Below are 15,796 nucleotides of genomic sequence, written 5' to 3'. Positions count from 1 at the left end.
CTGGTATAGAAAAAATGATATAATATTTAGGATATGCGAGCTTGGCTATTTGATCTAAGACCCGAGATCTGAATTCGCAGAATGAATCTCCATTCAGAGATCAATCACCTTATATGCGGAATCTCGGTCAGATACTGTGTATAAAGCGAAGTTGCTTGTTTTAGATCTATCTGTTCAAACTCAAGCATGGTTTCCAGTCCTTCAAGTTTGGCATCGCAGCCGCGAACCTGGGTAATTTTCGAGGTTAGATCACGGGCTTTTAACAATCCGTTTGCAATGACAGCAGACATGGATAAGAGGGTAGCCACTAAACAGAGCACTTGCCATACAGGAATACCAAATGATATCACACCCTTTGCAGATTCGATAAAACCGGGGCCTCCCACACCGGGGCCGGCTGTCAGTGCTGCAGCTAATGCACCGGCCACGATTGAGATGGTAATGTACCGGGAATGTCTTGGCTCATTCTTTTTTAGATAATCAGATACCTCCCCTCGTTTTGTGTTTATTTTTTTTAAAAGTGCATCCTTATCATTCATGGTTCTCCCGCTTGTTTGAGATTTATGGAAATGGTAATGATTAATTTAGTGGTGAGCAAGGGGTGAGATACGAGCCAAAACTATATATAAATATTGAATTTGTGGTTCCGCTCTGTTTTCGTCAGTTTGGCAAATCATTTCGGATAAACCATTTTACTTTATTAAAAGAATGAAACATCAATTCTTTCAAAAATCAGACTCTGAACAACAAAAGTTTCTTTGGAAAACTGGGCTGCTCCTATTCCTGGTAAGTTCTCTCATTTTGTTGATATGCTACCTCACAGGATTATATCTGCTTGCAGGGCTCATCCCCTTTGCTATTTTGATTACCGCACCGTTTATAGACCTTCCTATGGGCAGAAAAAACGGAAAATTTATTTACTATTCTCCATTATTCATCACTGAGCCAGAAAGGAATGGCAAGGTGGTTGTTCACGGCGGGACTCTGTTTGATTATCTGTTCACCATCACTTCGGATTTGAAAGGGCGGAACCGGACAAGATTTGTGTTGTATGGCTATATACTTGGCTTATTACGTTTTATCTCGGAACACGAGAATAAGAGTAGGGGAGACCTTCAAATTCGTGGAACTTCCTATATCATCAATGATAAAACTGCAGCCCGGTTTGGCTTAAAACCCGTTAAAACGGATATTCTTCAGCTTTTGATTTTATTGCTGAACTACATTCCTATTACACTTTCCTATTCCTATATCAAGCAAAAAGTACATTTTCCGAAAATTTCAGAGATAAAAACCTATGAGGGTAAACTGTCTGAAATGGTGAGGCATAAGGAGAAACTCATTGAGCTCAAAAATCAGTTAGAGCCAACATGAAGGGTTCATTTATTTAAAAACAGCTTTCCAAAACGTTTCTGCAATTGGAAAACATTTACTATGTCAATCGTAAACTCATCTGGTGCATGTATTAAGCGAAGCGTCCTCGGTCAAGAAAGCCTGCTGGCGTAGTTGACTCACCTGTACCCTTTTTATTTATTAATAAAGCATGCTGAAGGCCTGCAAGAGAAGACATTTTTTGATCTCAAAACCGTTTGGACAGATCTGTCGTTTAACAAATAGTACCCATTAACCCGGTTGGAATCCGGATATTGAATCTTGACAACAGTAGAAGGGGAATGTCGATGGACATTCATCATTCTGTTAATTGTCCCGATTGTCTGGATCAGTTAAAAAAGTTAAGTGTAGGGAGAGTTTTTACTCGTAGGGAATTGTTTTTAGAATATGTTTGATAGCCTCAAGTCGTGCATACCTTTTATTGTTGGCATCGATTATTCTCCATGGTGCATGTTCTGAATTGGTGACTTCAAACATTTTTTCCTTGTACTCTGTGTAAGAGTCCCAAAGATCTTGTGCTCTTTCATCTACGGCGGTCATTTTCCAGCGTTTTAACGGACTTTTTTTGATGTCTTTAAACCGCCGGGCCTGTTCTTTTTTTGTGATGGAAAAGTAAAACTTCACCAGGTACGTATTGGATTGAACCAACATCTTCTCAAATTGATTAACCTGGGACATAAAAACCCGGTATTCCTCTTCGGTGCAAAAACCATTGACCGGTTCAACGACCGCCCTGTTATACCAGCTCCGGTCGAACAGGACAATCTCCCCGGGGTTGGGTAACTGGTTAATGTATCTTTGGAAAAACCATTGTTTTTGCTCATCGTCAGAAGGAATATTCAAAGCAACACTGCGAAAGTGTCTTGGGTTGATGCGCTCCGTCAGGCGACGAATAGCTCCACCTTTTCCGGCTGCATCCCTGCCTTCAAAAACAATGACCACTTTTTTATCATTTTCTATAACCCAGCTTTGCAGTTTGATCATCTCTTCCTGCTTTTTGTTCATTTCATGGGCATATTTAGCCTCCTTCAAAGACTTTCTGATATTAAGCTTTTTCCTTTTAAGAAGGGCATAAAAGCCATCTTTGGAGTTCAGGAGCTCGATCTCTTTATCTGTTAGTTTCATCCTGTAAAAATTATTTAGATATCAATTTGAGTTGCACTTCGATGGTATCTCATCACAATATTAGGATCCGGAAGTAGAGTTGTGTCCGATTCACCTTTCCCTTCGTAATTAAATTTCGAAAGTATATATCTCATACTTTCCAGCCTGGCTTTCTTTTTACTGTTGGCTTTTACGATAATCCAGGGACTGAAATTAGTGTGGGTCTTACTGAACATCTGTTCTTTGTAATAGGTATAGCGATCCCAAAGCTCCTGGCCTTTCATATCAACGGGACTGTATTTCCACTGTTTCAACGGGTTTTGCAGTCGGGATTCGAATCGCTCCTGCTGCTCATCCTTTGAAATTGAAAACCAAAACTTGATCATAATGAGATTGTCTTCGTAAAGCAGGTGTTCAAATTCAGGTACCTGAACAATAAACTGTTCATACTCCTCCTCATTACAAAAACCCATCACAGGTTCCACAACAGCACGGTTGTACCAGCTTCGGTCAAAAAATACAATCTCACCCGGGTTGGGCAGTACTTTGATATACCTTCGAAAATACCATTGCCCTCTTTCAACTTCTGTTGGTTTTGACAAAGCGACCACCCTGGATGACCGTGGATTGAGATGCTGTTTAAGCCGTTTGATGGATCCACCCTTGCCGGCAGCGTCTCGTCCTTCAAAAATAATTGCAAGTCGTTTCTTCTTTTTGGCTATCCATTTTTGAAGATTCACCATCTCAATTTGCAACTGCTTTAGTTCAGCTTCATACCGTAATTTATCCAGTGTTTTTTGAACAGGTATACCGTTCTTTTTTGCAATTTTGATGAGATCATTTCTTGTATCTGCGTTTTTTAGGTGTTCAGATGTAAAATTCATGGTCCAGGATCGTTCCAATTTCGTAAAACAACGGAGATGCCTTCAGTAGATGCCCCTTGTATTTCCGGGATTTCTTGAGCCGTTCAGGTAGGCTGCTGCTGTTTTAATGCTAATTGAGATTCGTTGGTTAGTTGCTGTGTTTTTAGCTATTTATCCGTTTCAGGATAACGGCTCATTTATTTGATTGAATAGAATAAAATCGCCAAAAAAAGTCAAATATTCGATTTTATTCAGGTTAAATGAATAATAAGCTATAATTGAAACATTACGGTGAATATCTTCTCTGAATAAAAAGTGCATCAAAGCCGGGGAAGAGTTCTTCTGAATAGATCTTATGATCGGATGCGTCCTGCAGATTTTCAAAAAATGGATGGCCGCAAATGTAATCACCCGGGTAATGGTGGGGTTTTGTCAATGCATCCAGCTCCCAAACACTCCGGCGTTGTGTCAGGCTCATTTTGGTGCAGAGGTAATCATCTTATTCTAATTGTTACTCTACATATTTATGTGATCGATAATCCATTGCGGACTCATTAATGGTTGATAAGCAAAATTGGGCAGATTATTCCAGCGTTTGAGTTAAGTAGTTGAAACTGCTGGTGTTATAAAATGTCATTCGTCCGGGGGCGCACTTCATAGGTAACTAACCTGCCCAATCAGGGATTAATATGTTTCATCAGGCATAGCTAAAGAGGGGTGGAATGAATATCACAACAAGAGCTGCCCAAATAGCATAGACCGGCAGGTAATCGCTTTGCCATTTTTCGAGACGATTGTAAGATCCCTGTTTTAGTATATACCGGATATAGAGCAGGGCAGACCCACTTAAGTTGATAAGGAGAATCAGGTTTAAACCCAGTGCCACGATGCGATTCGGTGTTAAGCCGAGTTCGGAAATTCTTCCGCCAATACTCCAGAGCGCAATCAAGTCAACGATTAAAGCGCTCACCAGTAGAACGATCCGAACAAAATCAATTATCCCTGGAGTAGAATCTACCCGCCGGGCTGAGATGGAATAGAGCAAAAGACCCAGTACCACCACAAGAAGCAGATCCAGAGCAATAAGTACATCACGTTCTATTTCCATGGTGCGTCCGGTCCAAATCAGCGTACCCAGGAATGAAAGCAGTACGACAGCAAAAAGTGGTGTAAAGAGTCGTGCCAGCATAGGCGCAAAGTTTTCGGCTGCACCTTTTTTTATCTCCACCAGCCAGGCGGCGATAATTAAAGCACCAACCGATCCGCAGGGAAGTATCCATGATTCAAAGAGAGGTTCAATATCGATGGCGATGGTTTGGAATATGAATGCCATTAATGCCATCAAAACCCCGCCACCGAGGGCGATAAGGACATAGTAGATGAACAGTTCACCGGAGAATCGTATAAAATCCATACGAGCGCTAATCTGATTCCATTTACCGCCTGTATACGCTATTCCCACAAGCAACCATAGTGCAATTGGCATATGCAATGAAGTAAGTATGATCGTATCACCGGACGTTTCAAACGGATAGGTGTTGGCGAATAGAATTGCTGCCACAAAAGCAAAGGTCAACCAAGAGAGAGTTCGAATTCCAGGGCTTCGTTTCCAGGTAAAGTAAATGACAAGGAGCGGGAGAACGAAAAAGCTGAAATTCTGGATGTAAAAAACTTCATTTTGGTTTGTATCAAATCCTAAAAGATCGGGTAATTTAATGAACAGAGCCGCTGTTGTTGCCAGGGCAAAGACAATAATGGCTTCCTTGTATGTTTTTGTTGATTCGGTGAGTTGGGTTGGTGTTGACATTGAATGTATTCCATTTAGGTTTAATAAAGCTGGGCTTTATTGGTTTGTTTTCCGGCTGAATTGGGAACAAGAAGTTATTTGAAGATAGAAAGTACTTTGTAATTCAAAGTTATGATATAAATTTTTTTACATGTTGCGATGATCCTGCTTTACAGGCTTGAGTGTTGGTGTTCTGTGAACAAATGAGCAAGTATCCTTTTCAAAGATGAAAGAAAAGTGGAGCTTAACAACGTGTAAAGGGGTGAACTGTTTATTCAGCATCTATTTTTGTGATTTAATAATCTGTTCCATGAGGCCCAGGTAATCGGCGAAGGCTTTCTTACCCTCTTTAGTCATATAGTACCTGGTGTTTGGTTTGTTGTCGATAAATGATTTTTTGATCCCGATAAAGTTTTCCTTCTCCAATTTTTTAATATGAGTCGCTAAGTTCCCATCGGTCACATCTAAGAATTCCTTCAGTGAAGTAAAATCCAATGTGTCGTTCACAGCCAGGGCAGACATAATTCCAAGTCTTACGCGACTTTCAAATGCTTTATGTAGATCATCAAATGATAATTTCACTGTTTCTCACCGTTCGTACCTGAAATGCATGTAAATGCCATATATGATATGAACCAAACCAAATCCAACTGCCCAAAATATCAAACTGTATTCAAGGAAAACCGAGCTGAATAATCCGAGGGCGATCTGGACAAACCCCATCAGCCTGACCTCAAAAATGGTTGTATTACCAGCGTTATATAGAGCAAGTCCGTAAAACAGGAGTGTGAATGGGGCGATTAGCCCAATCAAACCTTTTGATATTAAAATTAGAATTAGAATTCCACCAGTGAACAGAGGAACTGCCATTTGGGTCAGTAACCGTCGTGATGTGGCATTCCATATGTTTTCACCATTGATGTTCGCATTTCTCCATGAAAAAAATATGGCGGTTAATAGTGCCACAACCAAAATGATGAGCGCCAGACTCACTACATTCGTAAGGGCAGGGGTGCTGTATGAAATTTCATCCGGGTAAAAATCAAAAAAACGGTAGGCGATGTAAGCACCCGTCAGTGCATAAATACCGGCCATGATTCCGGCCCATCCAGAAAGAGATAAAAATTTGGAAGATTTCTCCATCATGGAGCGTATCTCAGCGATATCTTGAATGTAGTCCCGTTCTTTATTCATACAAAGTACTTTTTATTTCAAAGTACATTCAAAATATGAATTAGTCAACAGATAGAATGAAAAAAAGAAGGGAAGGGAGGTGGGTCTATCAGATGATACTATGCGATACTTGCACATATGCTGATCAATAGTCTTCACCCAGAGAAGGAATTTGAATCTGAGGAAGCGTGGTCTGAAGAACAAAAAAACGTATTGACCGGTATGAACAAGGTAAAAGTTCTACAAAACCTTGGATTGAAGTAAAAAAATGCGCAGGCACTTCTTGACCGATGAGCAAAATGGCCTTTGAACTTGATAATGCGGCAGAGGCCAAGTTTTACGATATCGTTGATTATTATAAACGCGTTTACCAGTTGAATTTACAAAGCCATAGTCGTATTCATTATACGAAGCATGTTTTATAGGCTGATCATCCCCCTGAGTCCCCCTTACATCCTACGCCAAAGATGCTCACCGTAACCCTGCGCAAAGGAGAGGCTTCGGAGCACAGGTCGAAGGGGGAAGATTCGGGTGCTTTTTCCCGACCGCTGTCGGGAGGAATGACAATAGCTAAAAAAGCTCATTCCAGATAACTATAGGGTTTTATTTCTTACAATCTTAACCGGTAAACGCGTTATTATAAACAATTTGATCTGACGCTTTCCTACGATTTTATTCAAGAGTTTGAATATGCTGTACAGCGACTTATAAAATTCCCCAAAGCAGGCCATCCTTATCTACATCAAACCAAGCTTATTTTTCTGAATTGATTCCCTTATGCGATTGTATACAAGGTTTACAGGGATGAATTGATCATGGTTTTTGCATCTTGCAGATGAATCGAAAACCGGATTATTGGGAAAAACATCTTAAATAAATCCGCAGGTTGCATAATTTCCTAACCGAAATACCGGGCTATTGTCATTCAAAATGTCCTTCATTTTTTAACATCACATACGTCCAAATACCTCCCAGCAGGTCAATAACAGATATAATGATGATGTTTGGAGAAACAAAATCAAGCAGTGCAAATGCTGAAAAGAAAAAGATGATGGTGAAACGAATAAATGCAGTCGCTTTCATGATTACAATAATTTCATACCTGGCTGCTAAAAAGTAATAGACAGATATAGCCATCAGTAATATTCCGGAAAGCCGGACCCAGACTTCAAATGTGGGTTCGATTCCCAGGGGAGTTAACAGTGCATTCGGTACAAAAAGAAGCATTATTCCGTTAAAAGCTAGAAAAATACCATAAACTAAAACGCTGATAGCTGATCGGCTCATATCTTATCCATTTTTTAAAAAAAACAATACACAGTCTGATGATTAAGCTGCTGGTTTTCAAGTTGTTAATGCCAAAATAAACATCTGTAATAGAAATTTGGCAAATAAATATTCCCATAAGTGGGAAACTGTTTTATGATAAGTGGTTTAATTCCCCGACCCTCTGGCTCGAAAAAGATAAAAATCCTCCTTTGAAGTGGGACACTCCAAAAATAAGACACGTTTTGACCAAAATGTTATGGGTTCTTCGTTGATACCTCGCGGGCTTTGCCCCGGGGTAGTTCATTGTATGCTTGATTTACACAGACACATTCAATTGGTAAATAATCAACACGCCTGGATTCTCCATTCAACGATTATACGATCGGTACTGTGTGAGAATAATAAAAACTGATTGCTCCAAACGAATGGCAGATACAAATAACTTTTACCGATATCTCGACACTAATCTTTAGCTGCTTCTAAGACGGCTTCAAATGCAGGTTTGGCTTCAAACTCACGGTCAAAAAGAAGCGGATAATTCGTTCGTCCGCGAATTGGAAAATTATTAAGCCAGGATTGTCCGTCATTGAGTCCCCAAAACGTCACACGCTCTATTTTATCACTGTGCTTTTTAAATAGCTCAAACAGAGCTGAATAACGGTCTGCAAGTTCCTGGTGCATTGAGTCCGGCAGGTTTTCAGTGAATGGATTAAGGGCATCAGGTACCGGGCTATTTTCAGGAAGTTCAACATCTGCTTGTTCTTCCCGAGGCAGGAGGTCAATGTCGAGTTCGGTAATCATAACTTTCAGGCCCAATTCCGAAAAGGCAATGATGCTCTCCTCCATCATTTCGATAGAAGGAGTATCTATTTTCAGGTGAGCCTGCATGCCTATACCGTCAATGCGGATATTATTCTCCAGCAGGCTTTTCACCAGTGCAATTGCAGCTTCCCGTTTTTCAGGAATCCACAGGTTATAATCATTGTAATAAAGCTCAGCGTCCGGAGCGGCTTCACCGGCATACTGAAATGCTTTCTGGACGTAATCTTCTCCCACCAATTCATACCATTTTGATTCTCGCATGCCGCCTTCATCCAACACAGCTTCGTTGACGACATCCCAGCCGTCTATGCGTCCCTGGTATCGGCCTGCAACTGTTTGTATATGATTTCTCATTCTCTGTAGAAGTTCTTCCCTGCCGACGGCTTCGCCGTTCTCTGTTTCAAAGACCCAATCCGGAACCTGTGAATGCCATACCAATGTATGCCCAACAATAAACATCTTATTCTCTACACCGAACTCAACAAAAGTATCCACTGGAGTAAAATTATATTCGTCGGGATTTGGATGTACCCGTTCCCATTTCAGCAGATTTTCCGGGGTGATGGAATTAAAATGCTGCCGGATCAATGGAGTGACCCGTGGTATTTCTCCGGCCACTTGGGAATGGTTCAGTGCTACACCAATTTTAAAATCATGCAGGTAAGAATTTGATAATGAGTTTGAGTCGGATGACTCCAGGTTCTGTTGCTCATTTGTGCATCCAATGATGATCAAAAAGAGAATCAGAAAAAGAGTTGACCGGGTATTTCTGTCGATTGAGTGATTATGCTTCATCATCTTATCCTCACTATTGAATTTGTATGAATATCGATTTTAAAGAGTGACAGATACTAATTAACGTAATACAGAAAAATATCAGATTATTTCGTATAAATAACCCTATTTCTCTTTAATACCGTTTTCATTCAGTAATAAACTCCCTGTACGGTATGAAGGCTCTTAGCTCATATCCCTCATGGGGGAGAGGTTCAGGCTTTCTTCCTCAATGCTCCAATAAATAACGTAGCCGGTGGCATCGGGAACGGCGTCCCATGATAGCATCGCATTTCGGCGGTCGTCCATTCTCTCGACGATACAGTTATCGGGTGTTTGCGTTTGTTCACCCCAAACTTTTAAAAAAAGGAATTCGGATATGGCCAGGTATTTGTGAATCCAAAGTGCAACTGTACCACAGGTATGAAACAGCTATAAAACAGGTAAGGAAATTGATCTATTCGACACCACCAGCCAGTTTTGCTTATAGACTTAATCTATGGATAGTGGAGATAAATTTGTTTGGTGTCAAAGTTATATTAGAGAAGTCAATTGGCAAGCAATAAACGTGCCTGGGTTCCCCAACCGCCTATGAAGATATCATTTTTGCCATCCCCGTTGAGGTCTCCAGCTTCAAAACCCCAGCCTCGTCCCACAGTTTCTTCAGGAATATAATCTTCCGTTTTGTCTCTGAAATATCCGCTGCCATCATTGATATATGCACGAACTTGCAGTGGAACAAATCCCGGAATCTGGATCGGCCCGAGGAGGATATCCAGTGAACCATCCCGGTTCAGATCTACAGGTATGCCGGCGTAAACGGAAAACGAATTGTATGGCAAACGGTCAGGGGTTTCATCGTTAAACTGTCCCTGTCCGTCATTCACCAGCAGACGAACCCTTGGATTTTTATCCCAACCTGTATTATTACTTGTCAGGTTAAAAAAGAGGATGTCCAGGTGGCCGTCCCCGGTAAAATCCCGCACATGTACTTCTCGCGTTTCCAGTAGAGTGACAAGGTCAAGGCGATCCGAATGGTCTGAGAAGTGCCCGTTACCATCGTTTAGGAAGAGGGCATTGGGTGGTGTTTCATTGCCAAGTACCATATCCGGGTCTCCATCTTTATCGATATCTGCCAGTGCAATACCCTGCGTATTATCCTGAATCTGTGGCAACCGTTCACGGGTCACATCCATAAAACGGCCGGGCTGATCGGGATTGTTCAACCACAAAAAGTTCTGGTTTTCTTCACCGGTATTCCCAACAACGATATCCGGTAAATTATCCCCATTCAGATCACTGACTGCCAGGGCATTCCCCTCGCTCATCGCCGGAATTCGGTCACTTTCATCAGAAAAGCTTCCATCGGAATTTCCGAAAAAAAGTTGATGTGTTTGATCATCTTCTGCAATGAAAATGAAATCCACATGTCCGTCTTGATTAAAATCAGTTCCCACCACATGTTCTGTATCATGAGAGGCCCGGCCAAAAGCCCCCTCTTTCCAGCGAAAACGTCCCTGTCCGTCGTTGATGTAAAGCCGGTTGGCACCATATTCCACAGCAAGTGCGATATCCAGGTCACCGTCTTTATCCACATCTACAAATTCGGATCCAAGGGCATGAAGATCCGGGGCGGAGGGGAGATGTGTGCTTGTAACATCCCTGTATTGTGTTTGGGCTGTTGTAATACCAAAGCCGAGTATGGTGAATAGCAAAAGCAGTGTAGAAAACTTGTGTGGTTTCATATTCATTCTCGATTCGTTGGACGATTTTTTTTCTCTCTTATCAAACTATCTGAGAATTAAAGTTTAAGGATAATATTAGATGAATTTCAAAGTATAATTGTCTCTTGTTGATAAAAAAATATCAAATAACTGCTCAAGCATTACATACTCATAGGCAAAAATACCATTAAATAAGACGATGAAAAAAGCTTAGTTCATTTGTGGAGAGTTTTCTTTCCAAAAGTAATACCATCAAAATAATGTTCGAAATGACACTTGTTCACAAAAGGTTTTTACTTAAACGAGTTAGGAAACAATCAAGATGACACCTCCAATATGTTATAAAGTTCAATAAAGGTTTTACCGCTTAACATTGAGGTAACATTAGCATAAAAATTGATTTGTATCTTAATCAAGAGATATCGAACAACAATGAGCTGCATAAATTTTGGAACAGGCTGAAACAAAGAGTTCGGGTATTTTTGATAGTTACAGACATCTCATCAAGTGGGGTGCCGTAGCAGCACTCGTTTACTTGCTCTTGGTTGCAGTATCTATCATTGGAGATGGTTTTGAAATTGCCACAGGAGGAGCCGCAGCTCAACTATTTGAATTTGCCACGAATCCCATCATCGCGTTGATGATTGGAGTTGTTGCCACAGCGGCAATACAAAGCTCAAGTACTGTCACATCCATTATTGTCGGCTTGGTTGCGGGAGGATTACCGATGTCGATGGCGATACCGATGATTATGGGAGCCAATATCGGTACCTCGCTTACAAGCACAATTGTAAGCCTGGGGCATGTAAGGGACGGTGAAGAATTTAAACGAGCTTTTTCAGCTGCTACCGTTCACGACAGTTTTAATGTTTTTGCTGTTCTGTTGATTTTACCGATTGAACTTCTTTTTCATCCTCTTGAACATGCCTCCCTATGGTTAGCCGGGTTTTTTTCAGGCGATATAGCCATGGCAGATGTAGGTGTGAGTAGTTTTAATATTGTCTCATTTGCAATTGCTCCTTTAGTAAATCTGATTATGTGGTCTTCATCGCTGATCCAGGGAGTCTGGCAGGGGATATTTCTTATCATTCTTGGTGTGGGCCTCATCCTTTTTGTTGTCCACACGATTGGGAAAATACTAAAAAGGCTTATGACAGGGCGAGCTCTTGAAATCATGAATACTGCCGTGGGCCGTGGGCCGATCTCCGGAATCGGTGCAGGTACGGCAATTACGGTTTTGGTTCAATCCTCATCCACAACCACTTCATTGATTGTTCCGATGGCCGGAAGTGGGGTTATGTCCATGAAACAGGTCTATCCCTTTACACTTGGAGGAAATATCGGTACAACAGTTACAGCATTGCTTGCAGCAATGGCTATTACCGGGGCGACGGCTGTACTGGCATTTCAGATCGCACTGCTTCACTTACTCTTCAATGTTTTTGCTATTCTGCTAATTTTCTCCATTCCATTTCTGCGTAATGTTCCACCGACCATCGCCGAAAAAATGGCCGAAATGACCCAAAAGAGGAAATGGTTTGTGGGAGCGTATATTGTATCGGTGTTCTTCCTTCTGCCGCTTCTTGCCCTTGGAGTTTCAGAGCTGTTTTTCTGATCACAGACCTGATTTCATGATGGATTCCCTGGGTTAGTATTTTGAGTTTCACATTGAAGCTCAGATTTATTCAAAAAGGAAGGCCCGGTCTCGCGAAAACTCACTTCTTCTTCGCAATTTTTCAGCAAATGGGCGTATAAACTGCATGCAGTAAGCAACTGCAGAAGTGGTGCGCTGAATAGAATTTCAAAAATAGAATCGACTTTTTAGAATGATACCAGTGCAAGACACATCTCTATCATTCATTTATAGGTAATTCTTTAATAACCTTGGCAGGATTTCCGCCGATTACTACATTATCGCCGAAACTCTTCGTCACGACCGCCCCTGATGCCACAACCACATTGTCTCCAAGTTGAACTCCAGGATTAATTGTTGCATGTCCTCCAATCCAGCAGTTATCACCTATCGTAATTTGTTTTGCCAATTCTAACCCACTGTTTCTCTCGTGGGGTAACAGGGGATGTGTTGCTGTATAAATACCAACTTGGGGAGCTAATAAACAGTTATTGCCAAAACGTACCTCGGCTACATCTAAAATCACACAATCAAAGTTTGCATAAAAATTTTCACCGACATGAATATTTCTCCCGTAGTCACATCGAAAGGATGGTTCAATGTGAATATTTTGACCTGTTGATCCGAATAGGGATTTAATAATGTCAACTCTTTTTTGGCTTTCATTATGAGATGTTCTGTTAAACTTCTCAGTTTTTTGGCGGGCAATCTGCCGCATTTTTGCCAATTCGGGTTCGCCCGGATCATACAATTTACCGGCGAGCATTTTCTGTTTTTCGGTCATAGAACAAGAATTGAGTAGGTTTACCAAATGTCTAATGAGAGTTCATATATACTTCAGGCACTTATTTTTATAAGAAAGTTGAAGAGTGAAAGGGTAACTAATAAATAGATAGCGGGCAAGAACCGGCATGGCCTTACCAACAAAATACACAAGGAGGTTTTGAAATATCAGTCTGATATGGCAGATCTGATGAGCTTAACCAAAACTTGACAAGGGAGAACGAATTACAGTTTTCCTAATCCTGCTCGTTCTGCAATGTTGGCTCACCATCCAGATATCCTAAAGAGCTCAAGAAGCGATCCATTTCGATGACCGTCTTGTTGTAGTATTCTCTACTACTATAGTTAAAGAAACCGTGAGGCTGCCCCTCATAAAGATGGAGATCGCAGCGGCGGCCCTTTTCTTCCATCAGGCGTTTATATTTCCTGGCTGTACTCACCGGGACAAGACTGTCCTCAGTACCAAGGAAGACGATGGTTGGTGGTGCAGTATCGTCTATATTGTGCATTGGAGAGAACTCCTTCCAGTATGACTTGACACGAGAATGACCATAACCCTCGGGTCCATTATCAAATACTGGATTGAATAATACCAGCGCATCCGGACGGGAGGGTATACTCAGATCTTCCCCTTCTTCCTCAAACCCATCTGTTATTGCTGTGGCGGCCGCCACATGACCACCTGCTGACCCGCCACCTGCTGCAATTCGTTCTGGATCTATACCCAGTTCACCGGCATGTTGCCTTATCCATCTGATCGCCGAGTTGCCATCCAATACACACTCTCGCGGGGTTGTGTTATGCCGGGACTCCACCCGGTATTCTGCGGATATCGCCACCATACCGCGAGAAGCGAGGTACCTGCTTTGCGGGTAAAACTGGCTTGGCGATCCACCTTTCCACCCTCCGCCAAAGAAGAAGACGATGGCAGGTCTGTTATCGGACGTCTCATATCCTTCCGGGGTGAAGATGTGTAGTTTAAGTTCTGTCTCACCAATCGTCTTGTATGATACGATACTGTCAGGTGCATTATCATCATTCCCCGTTGCGCAAAATAAAATTGAAAGCAGTAAAAGAGTTAATAATCTCGGTGCTGAAGACATTTTCATTTCAAGCTCCTCACTAATAATGATCTACTGAATGGTAAAGGTTGATTACAAACAGAATGTACTACAAAATGGGGGAACTAGAAATCGGTAGAAGACAGAGAGGATATACCTTATCTCTGCACATTAGTCAAGATGATACTAACGCAGTATTGTTTTTGTGTCTGAAGTATTTAAAAAATATTGGAATTATGAAAACATCCGTACGAATGTAATCTGCCCATCGTTGACGGTATAGGCAACTACAGCATGTGCCTCTTCTGGAAAACCTTCAGCTTTGAGGCCTTCAAGTTTTTCCTCGTCAATGATCCAGTCACCAACTTTTGTTCGGTTGATGATGTCACAATGAAGTTCAGGGCTATTATTAAACAGGTTCTCATAAAAAGCGCGAAATTCATCAAGACCACTCATCATTTCTTCACCGCTTCCGTTTTCAGCTTTCACGTCAGAAGAAAAGGCTTTTAGAAATGCGTCAATATTCCGGTTGTTGAAGGCCTTGACTTGGTGTTCAACAGGATTTTCCATTGTAATTATCTCTCTTTTTGGGTTAAGATTTTATTTAGCAATCGAAGGGAATGAACTTGTACCCTCATACTCCTACTGTTCGTTAGCTATCCCAACGATATTTAAATCAACAGTAAAACCTTTTAAAAACAATTGGCAATTTCAAAGTGGCAACCTGACCTTGAGGTGTTTAAATGCCGAGTTGTTGATGATATGCTTTGATTTTTACTGCAAGAGACAGTTCCGCTTTTCATCCAAAAGGTAAAGGAAGTGTCTTGAGAAAGCGTTTAATGCGAATACAGATCGTTTTGATTTTGCTTTATAACATTTCAACGATCATCATATTGTTGCCACAAGTGTCGTCGAATATAGCCACCTTGGAAGTACCCATGTCTGTGGGTTCCATACTAAATTCAACTCCAATACCTGATAACCGTTCATATTCATCCTTAATATTATCTACTCTGAACTGGGTATACGGCATACCTGCATCCTTTACTGCTTTTTGGTAGACCTTTGCAGGTTCAAAATGATTGGGGGCGGGTTCAAGGAGCAACTCGGGACCATCTTGTTCATCCTTGGATACAACGGTCAACCATCGGTTTCCTTCACCCAGTGGAAAATCACGTTTTTTGATGAACCCCAATTTCTCTGTGTAAAATTTCAGCGCTTTTTCCTGATCCTTAACAGGAATACCTACAACTTTGATTTTCATAATCTCAAGTTTTTATTAATGGATAAATTGTAGCATTAAGATTATAAATCAACATGAGATTTACTTATTGAAAATTGCTGTTTTTGAAATCCGCTTGGTGTGATCCCGGTTTTGGTTTTAAATAACGTGATGGATTAGTTTGGGTTTT

General features: G+C 41.2%; 16 protein-coding genes. 2 read left to right on the top strand and 14 right to left on the bottom strand.

Going from position 1 to position 15,796, the window contains the following annotated elements:
* Window positions 1-104: 104 nt before the first annotated feature.
* A complete protein-coding gene (locus tag L6773_RS09585; RefSeq protein ID WP_237853789.1) occupies window positions 105-539 on the bottom strand; it encodes a hypothetical protein in 435 nt (144 codons plus the stop codon).
* A gap of 169 nt (window positions 540-708) precedes the next feature.
* Here L6773_RS09585 and L6773_RS09580 point away from each other — a divergent pair, with 169 nt between their 5' ends.
* Window positions 709-1,374 carry a hypothetical protein gene (locus L6773_RS09580; protein WP_237853787.1) on the top strand — a complete coding sequence of 222 codons (666 nt, stop codon included), beginning with the start codon at window positions 709-711 and terminating at the stop codon, window positions 1,372-1,374.
* A gap of 378 nt (window positions 1,375-1,752) precedes the next feature.
* Here L6773_RS09580 and ppk2 (L6773_RS09575) read toward each other — a convergent pair whose 3' ends face one another.
* The 9 genes from ppk2 (L6773_RS09575) to L6773_RS09535 form a co-directional block, all read right to left on the bottom strand.
* A complete protein-coding gene (ppk2, locus tag L6773_RS09575; RefSeq protein WP_237853785.1) occupies window positions 1,753-2,517 on the bottom strand; it encodes a polyphosphate kinase 2 in 765 nt (254 codons plus the stop codon).
* Between the two features lie 14 nt (window positions 2,518-2,531).
* Window positions 2,532-3,380, bottom strand: a complete 849-nt coding sequence (gene ppk2, locus L6773_RS09570; RefSeq protein WP_237853783.1) for a polyphosphate kinase 2 — start codon at window positions 3,378-3,380, stop codon at window positions 2,532-2,534.
* Window positions 3,381-3,645: 265 nt separating this feature from the next.
* Complete coding sequence (locus tag L6773_RS09565; RefSeq protein WP_237853782.1) at window positions 3,646-3,837, bottom strand: hypothetical protein; 192 nt, start codon at window positions 3,835-3,837, stop codon at window positions 3,646-3,648.
* Between the two features lie 219 nt (window positions 3,838-4,056).
* On the bottom strand, window positions 4,057-5,166 hold the full coding sequence (locus L6773_RS09560; protein ID WP_237853780.1) for a hypothetical protein: 1,110 nt from the start codon (window positions 5,164-5,166) through the stop codon (window positions 4,057-4,059).
* 261 nt (window positions 5,167-5,427) lie between these two features.
* On the bottom strand, window positions 5,428-5,727 hold the full coding sequence (locus L6773_RS09555; RefSeq protein ID WP_237853779.1) for a winged helix-turn-helix domain-containing protein: 300 nt from the start codon (window positions 5,725-5,727) through the stop codon (window positions 5,428-5,430).
* A 6-nt stretch (window positions 5,728-5,733) separates the two neighbouring features.
* Entirely contained in the window at window positions 5,734-6,339 is a 606-nt protein-coding gene (locus L6773_RS09550; RefSeq protein WP_237853777.1) for a hypothetical protein, read from the bottom strand.
* A 900-nt stretch (window positions 6,340-7,239) separates the two neighbouring features.
* Window positions 7,240-7,605, bottom strand: coding sequence for a hypothetical protein (locus tag L6773_RS09545; RefSeq protein ID WP_237853775.1), 366 nt, complete (start codon window positions 7,603-7,605; stop codon window positions 7,240-7,242).
* 444 nt (window positions 7,606-8,049) lie between these two features.
* Complete coding sequence (locus tag L6773_RS09540) at window positions 8,050-9,207, bottom strand: endo-1,4-beta-xylanase (RefSeq protein WP_237853774.1); 1,158 nt, start codon at window positions 9,205-9,207, stop codon at window positions 8,050-8,052.
* A 524-nt stretch (window positions 9,208-9,731) separates the two neighbouring features.
* The gene (locus tag L6773_RS09535; RefSeq protein ID WP_237853772.1) at window positions 9,732-10,928 is read right to left on the bottom strand and encodes an FG-GAP repeat domain-containing protein; all 1,197 of its coding nucleotides are present in this window, start codon (window positions 10,926-10,928) and stop codon (window positions 9,732-9,734) included.
* A gap of 457 nt (window positions 10,929-11,385) precedes the next feature.
* On the opposite strand from L6773_RS09535, the gene L6773_RS09530 reads away from it, so the two are divergent.
* Window positions 11,386-12,522 (top strand): Na/Pi symporter, encoded by a 1,137-nt coding sequence (locus L6773_RS09530; protein ID WP_369431560.1) that lies wholly within the window; start codon window positions 11,386-11,388, stop codon window positions 12,520-12,522.
* A 238-nt stretch (window positions 12,523-12,760) separates the two neighbouring features.
* Here the strand turns inward: L6773_RS09530 and L6773_RS09525 are convergent, their stop codons facing one another.
* The 4 genes from L6773_RS09525 to L6773_RS09510 form a co-directional block, all read right to left on the bottom strand.
* A complete protein-coding gene (locus tag L6773_RS09525) occupies window positions 12,761-13,324 on the bottom strand; it encodes a sugar O-acetyltransferase (RefSeq protein WP_237853768.1) in 564 nt (187 codons plus the stop codon).
* Window positions 13,325-13,559: 235 nt separating this feature from the next.
* Window positions 13,560-14,432: an alpha/beta hydrolase gene (locus tag L6773_RS09520; RefSeq protein WP_439653429.1), complete on the bottom strand. Its 873-nt coding sequence runs from the start codon at window positions 14,430-14,432 to the stop codon at window positions 13,560-13,562.
* 186 nt (window positions 14,433-14,618) lie between these two features.
* Entirely contained in the window at window positions 14,619-14,954 is a 336-nt protein-coding gene (locus tag L6773_RS09515; protein ID WP_237853764.1) for a nuclear transport factor 2 family protein, read from the bottom strand.
* 298 nt (window positions 14,955-15,252) lie between these two features.
* Window positions 15,253-15,648, bottom strand: a complete 396-nt coding sequence (locus L6773_RS09510; RefSeq protein WP_237853762.1) for a VOC family protein — start codon at window positions 15,646-15,648, stop codon at window positions 15,253-15,255.
* Window positions 15,649-15,796: the final 148 nt, after the last annotated feature.

The sequence above is a fragment of the Rhodohalobacter sulfatireducens genome (genome assembly GCF_022012475.1).
GTDB classification, from domain to species: domain Bacteria; phylum Bacteroidota; class Rhodothermia; order Balneolales; family Balneolaceae; genus Rhodohalobacter; species Rhodohalobacter sulfatireducens.
Note: the sequence above shows the minus strand (reverse complement) of the source record. Positions and strands in the feature narration are given on the sequence as shown.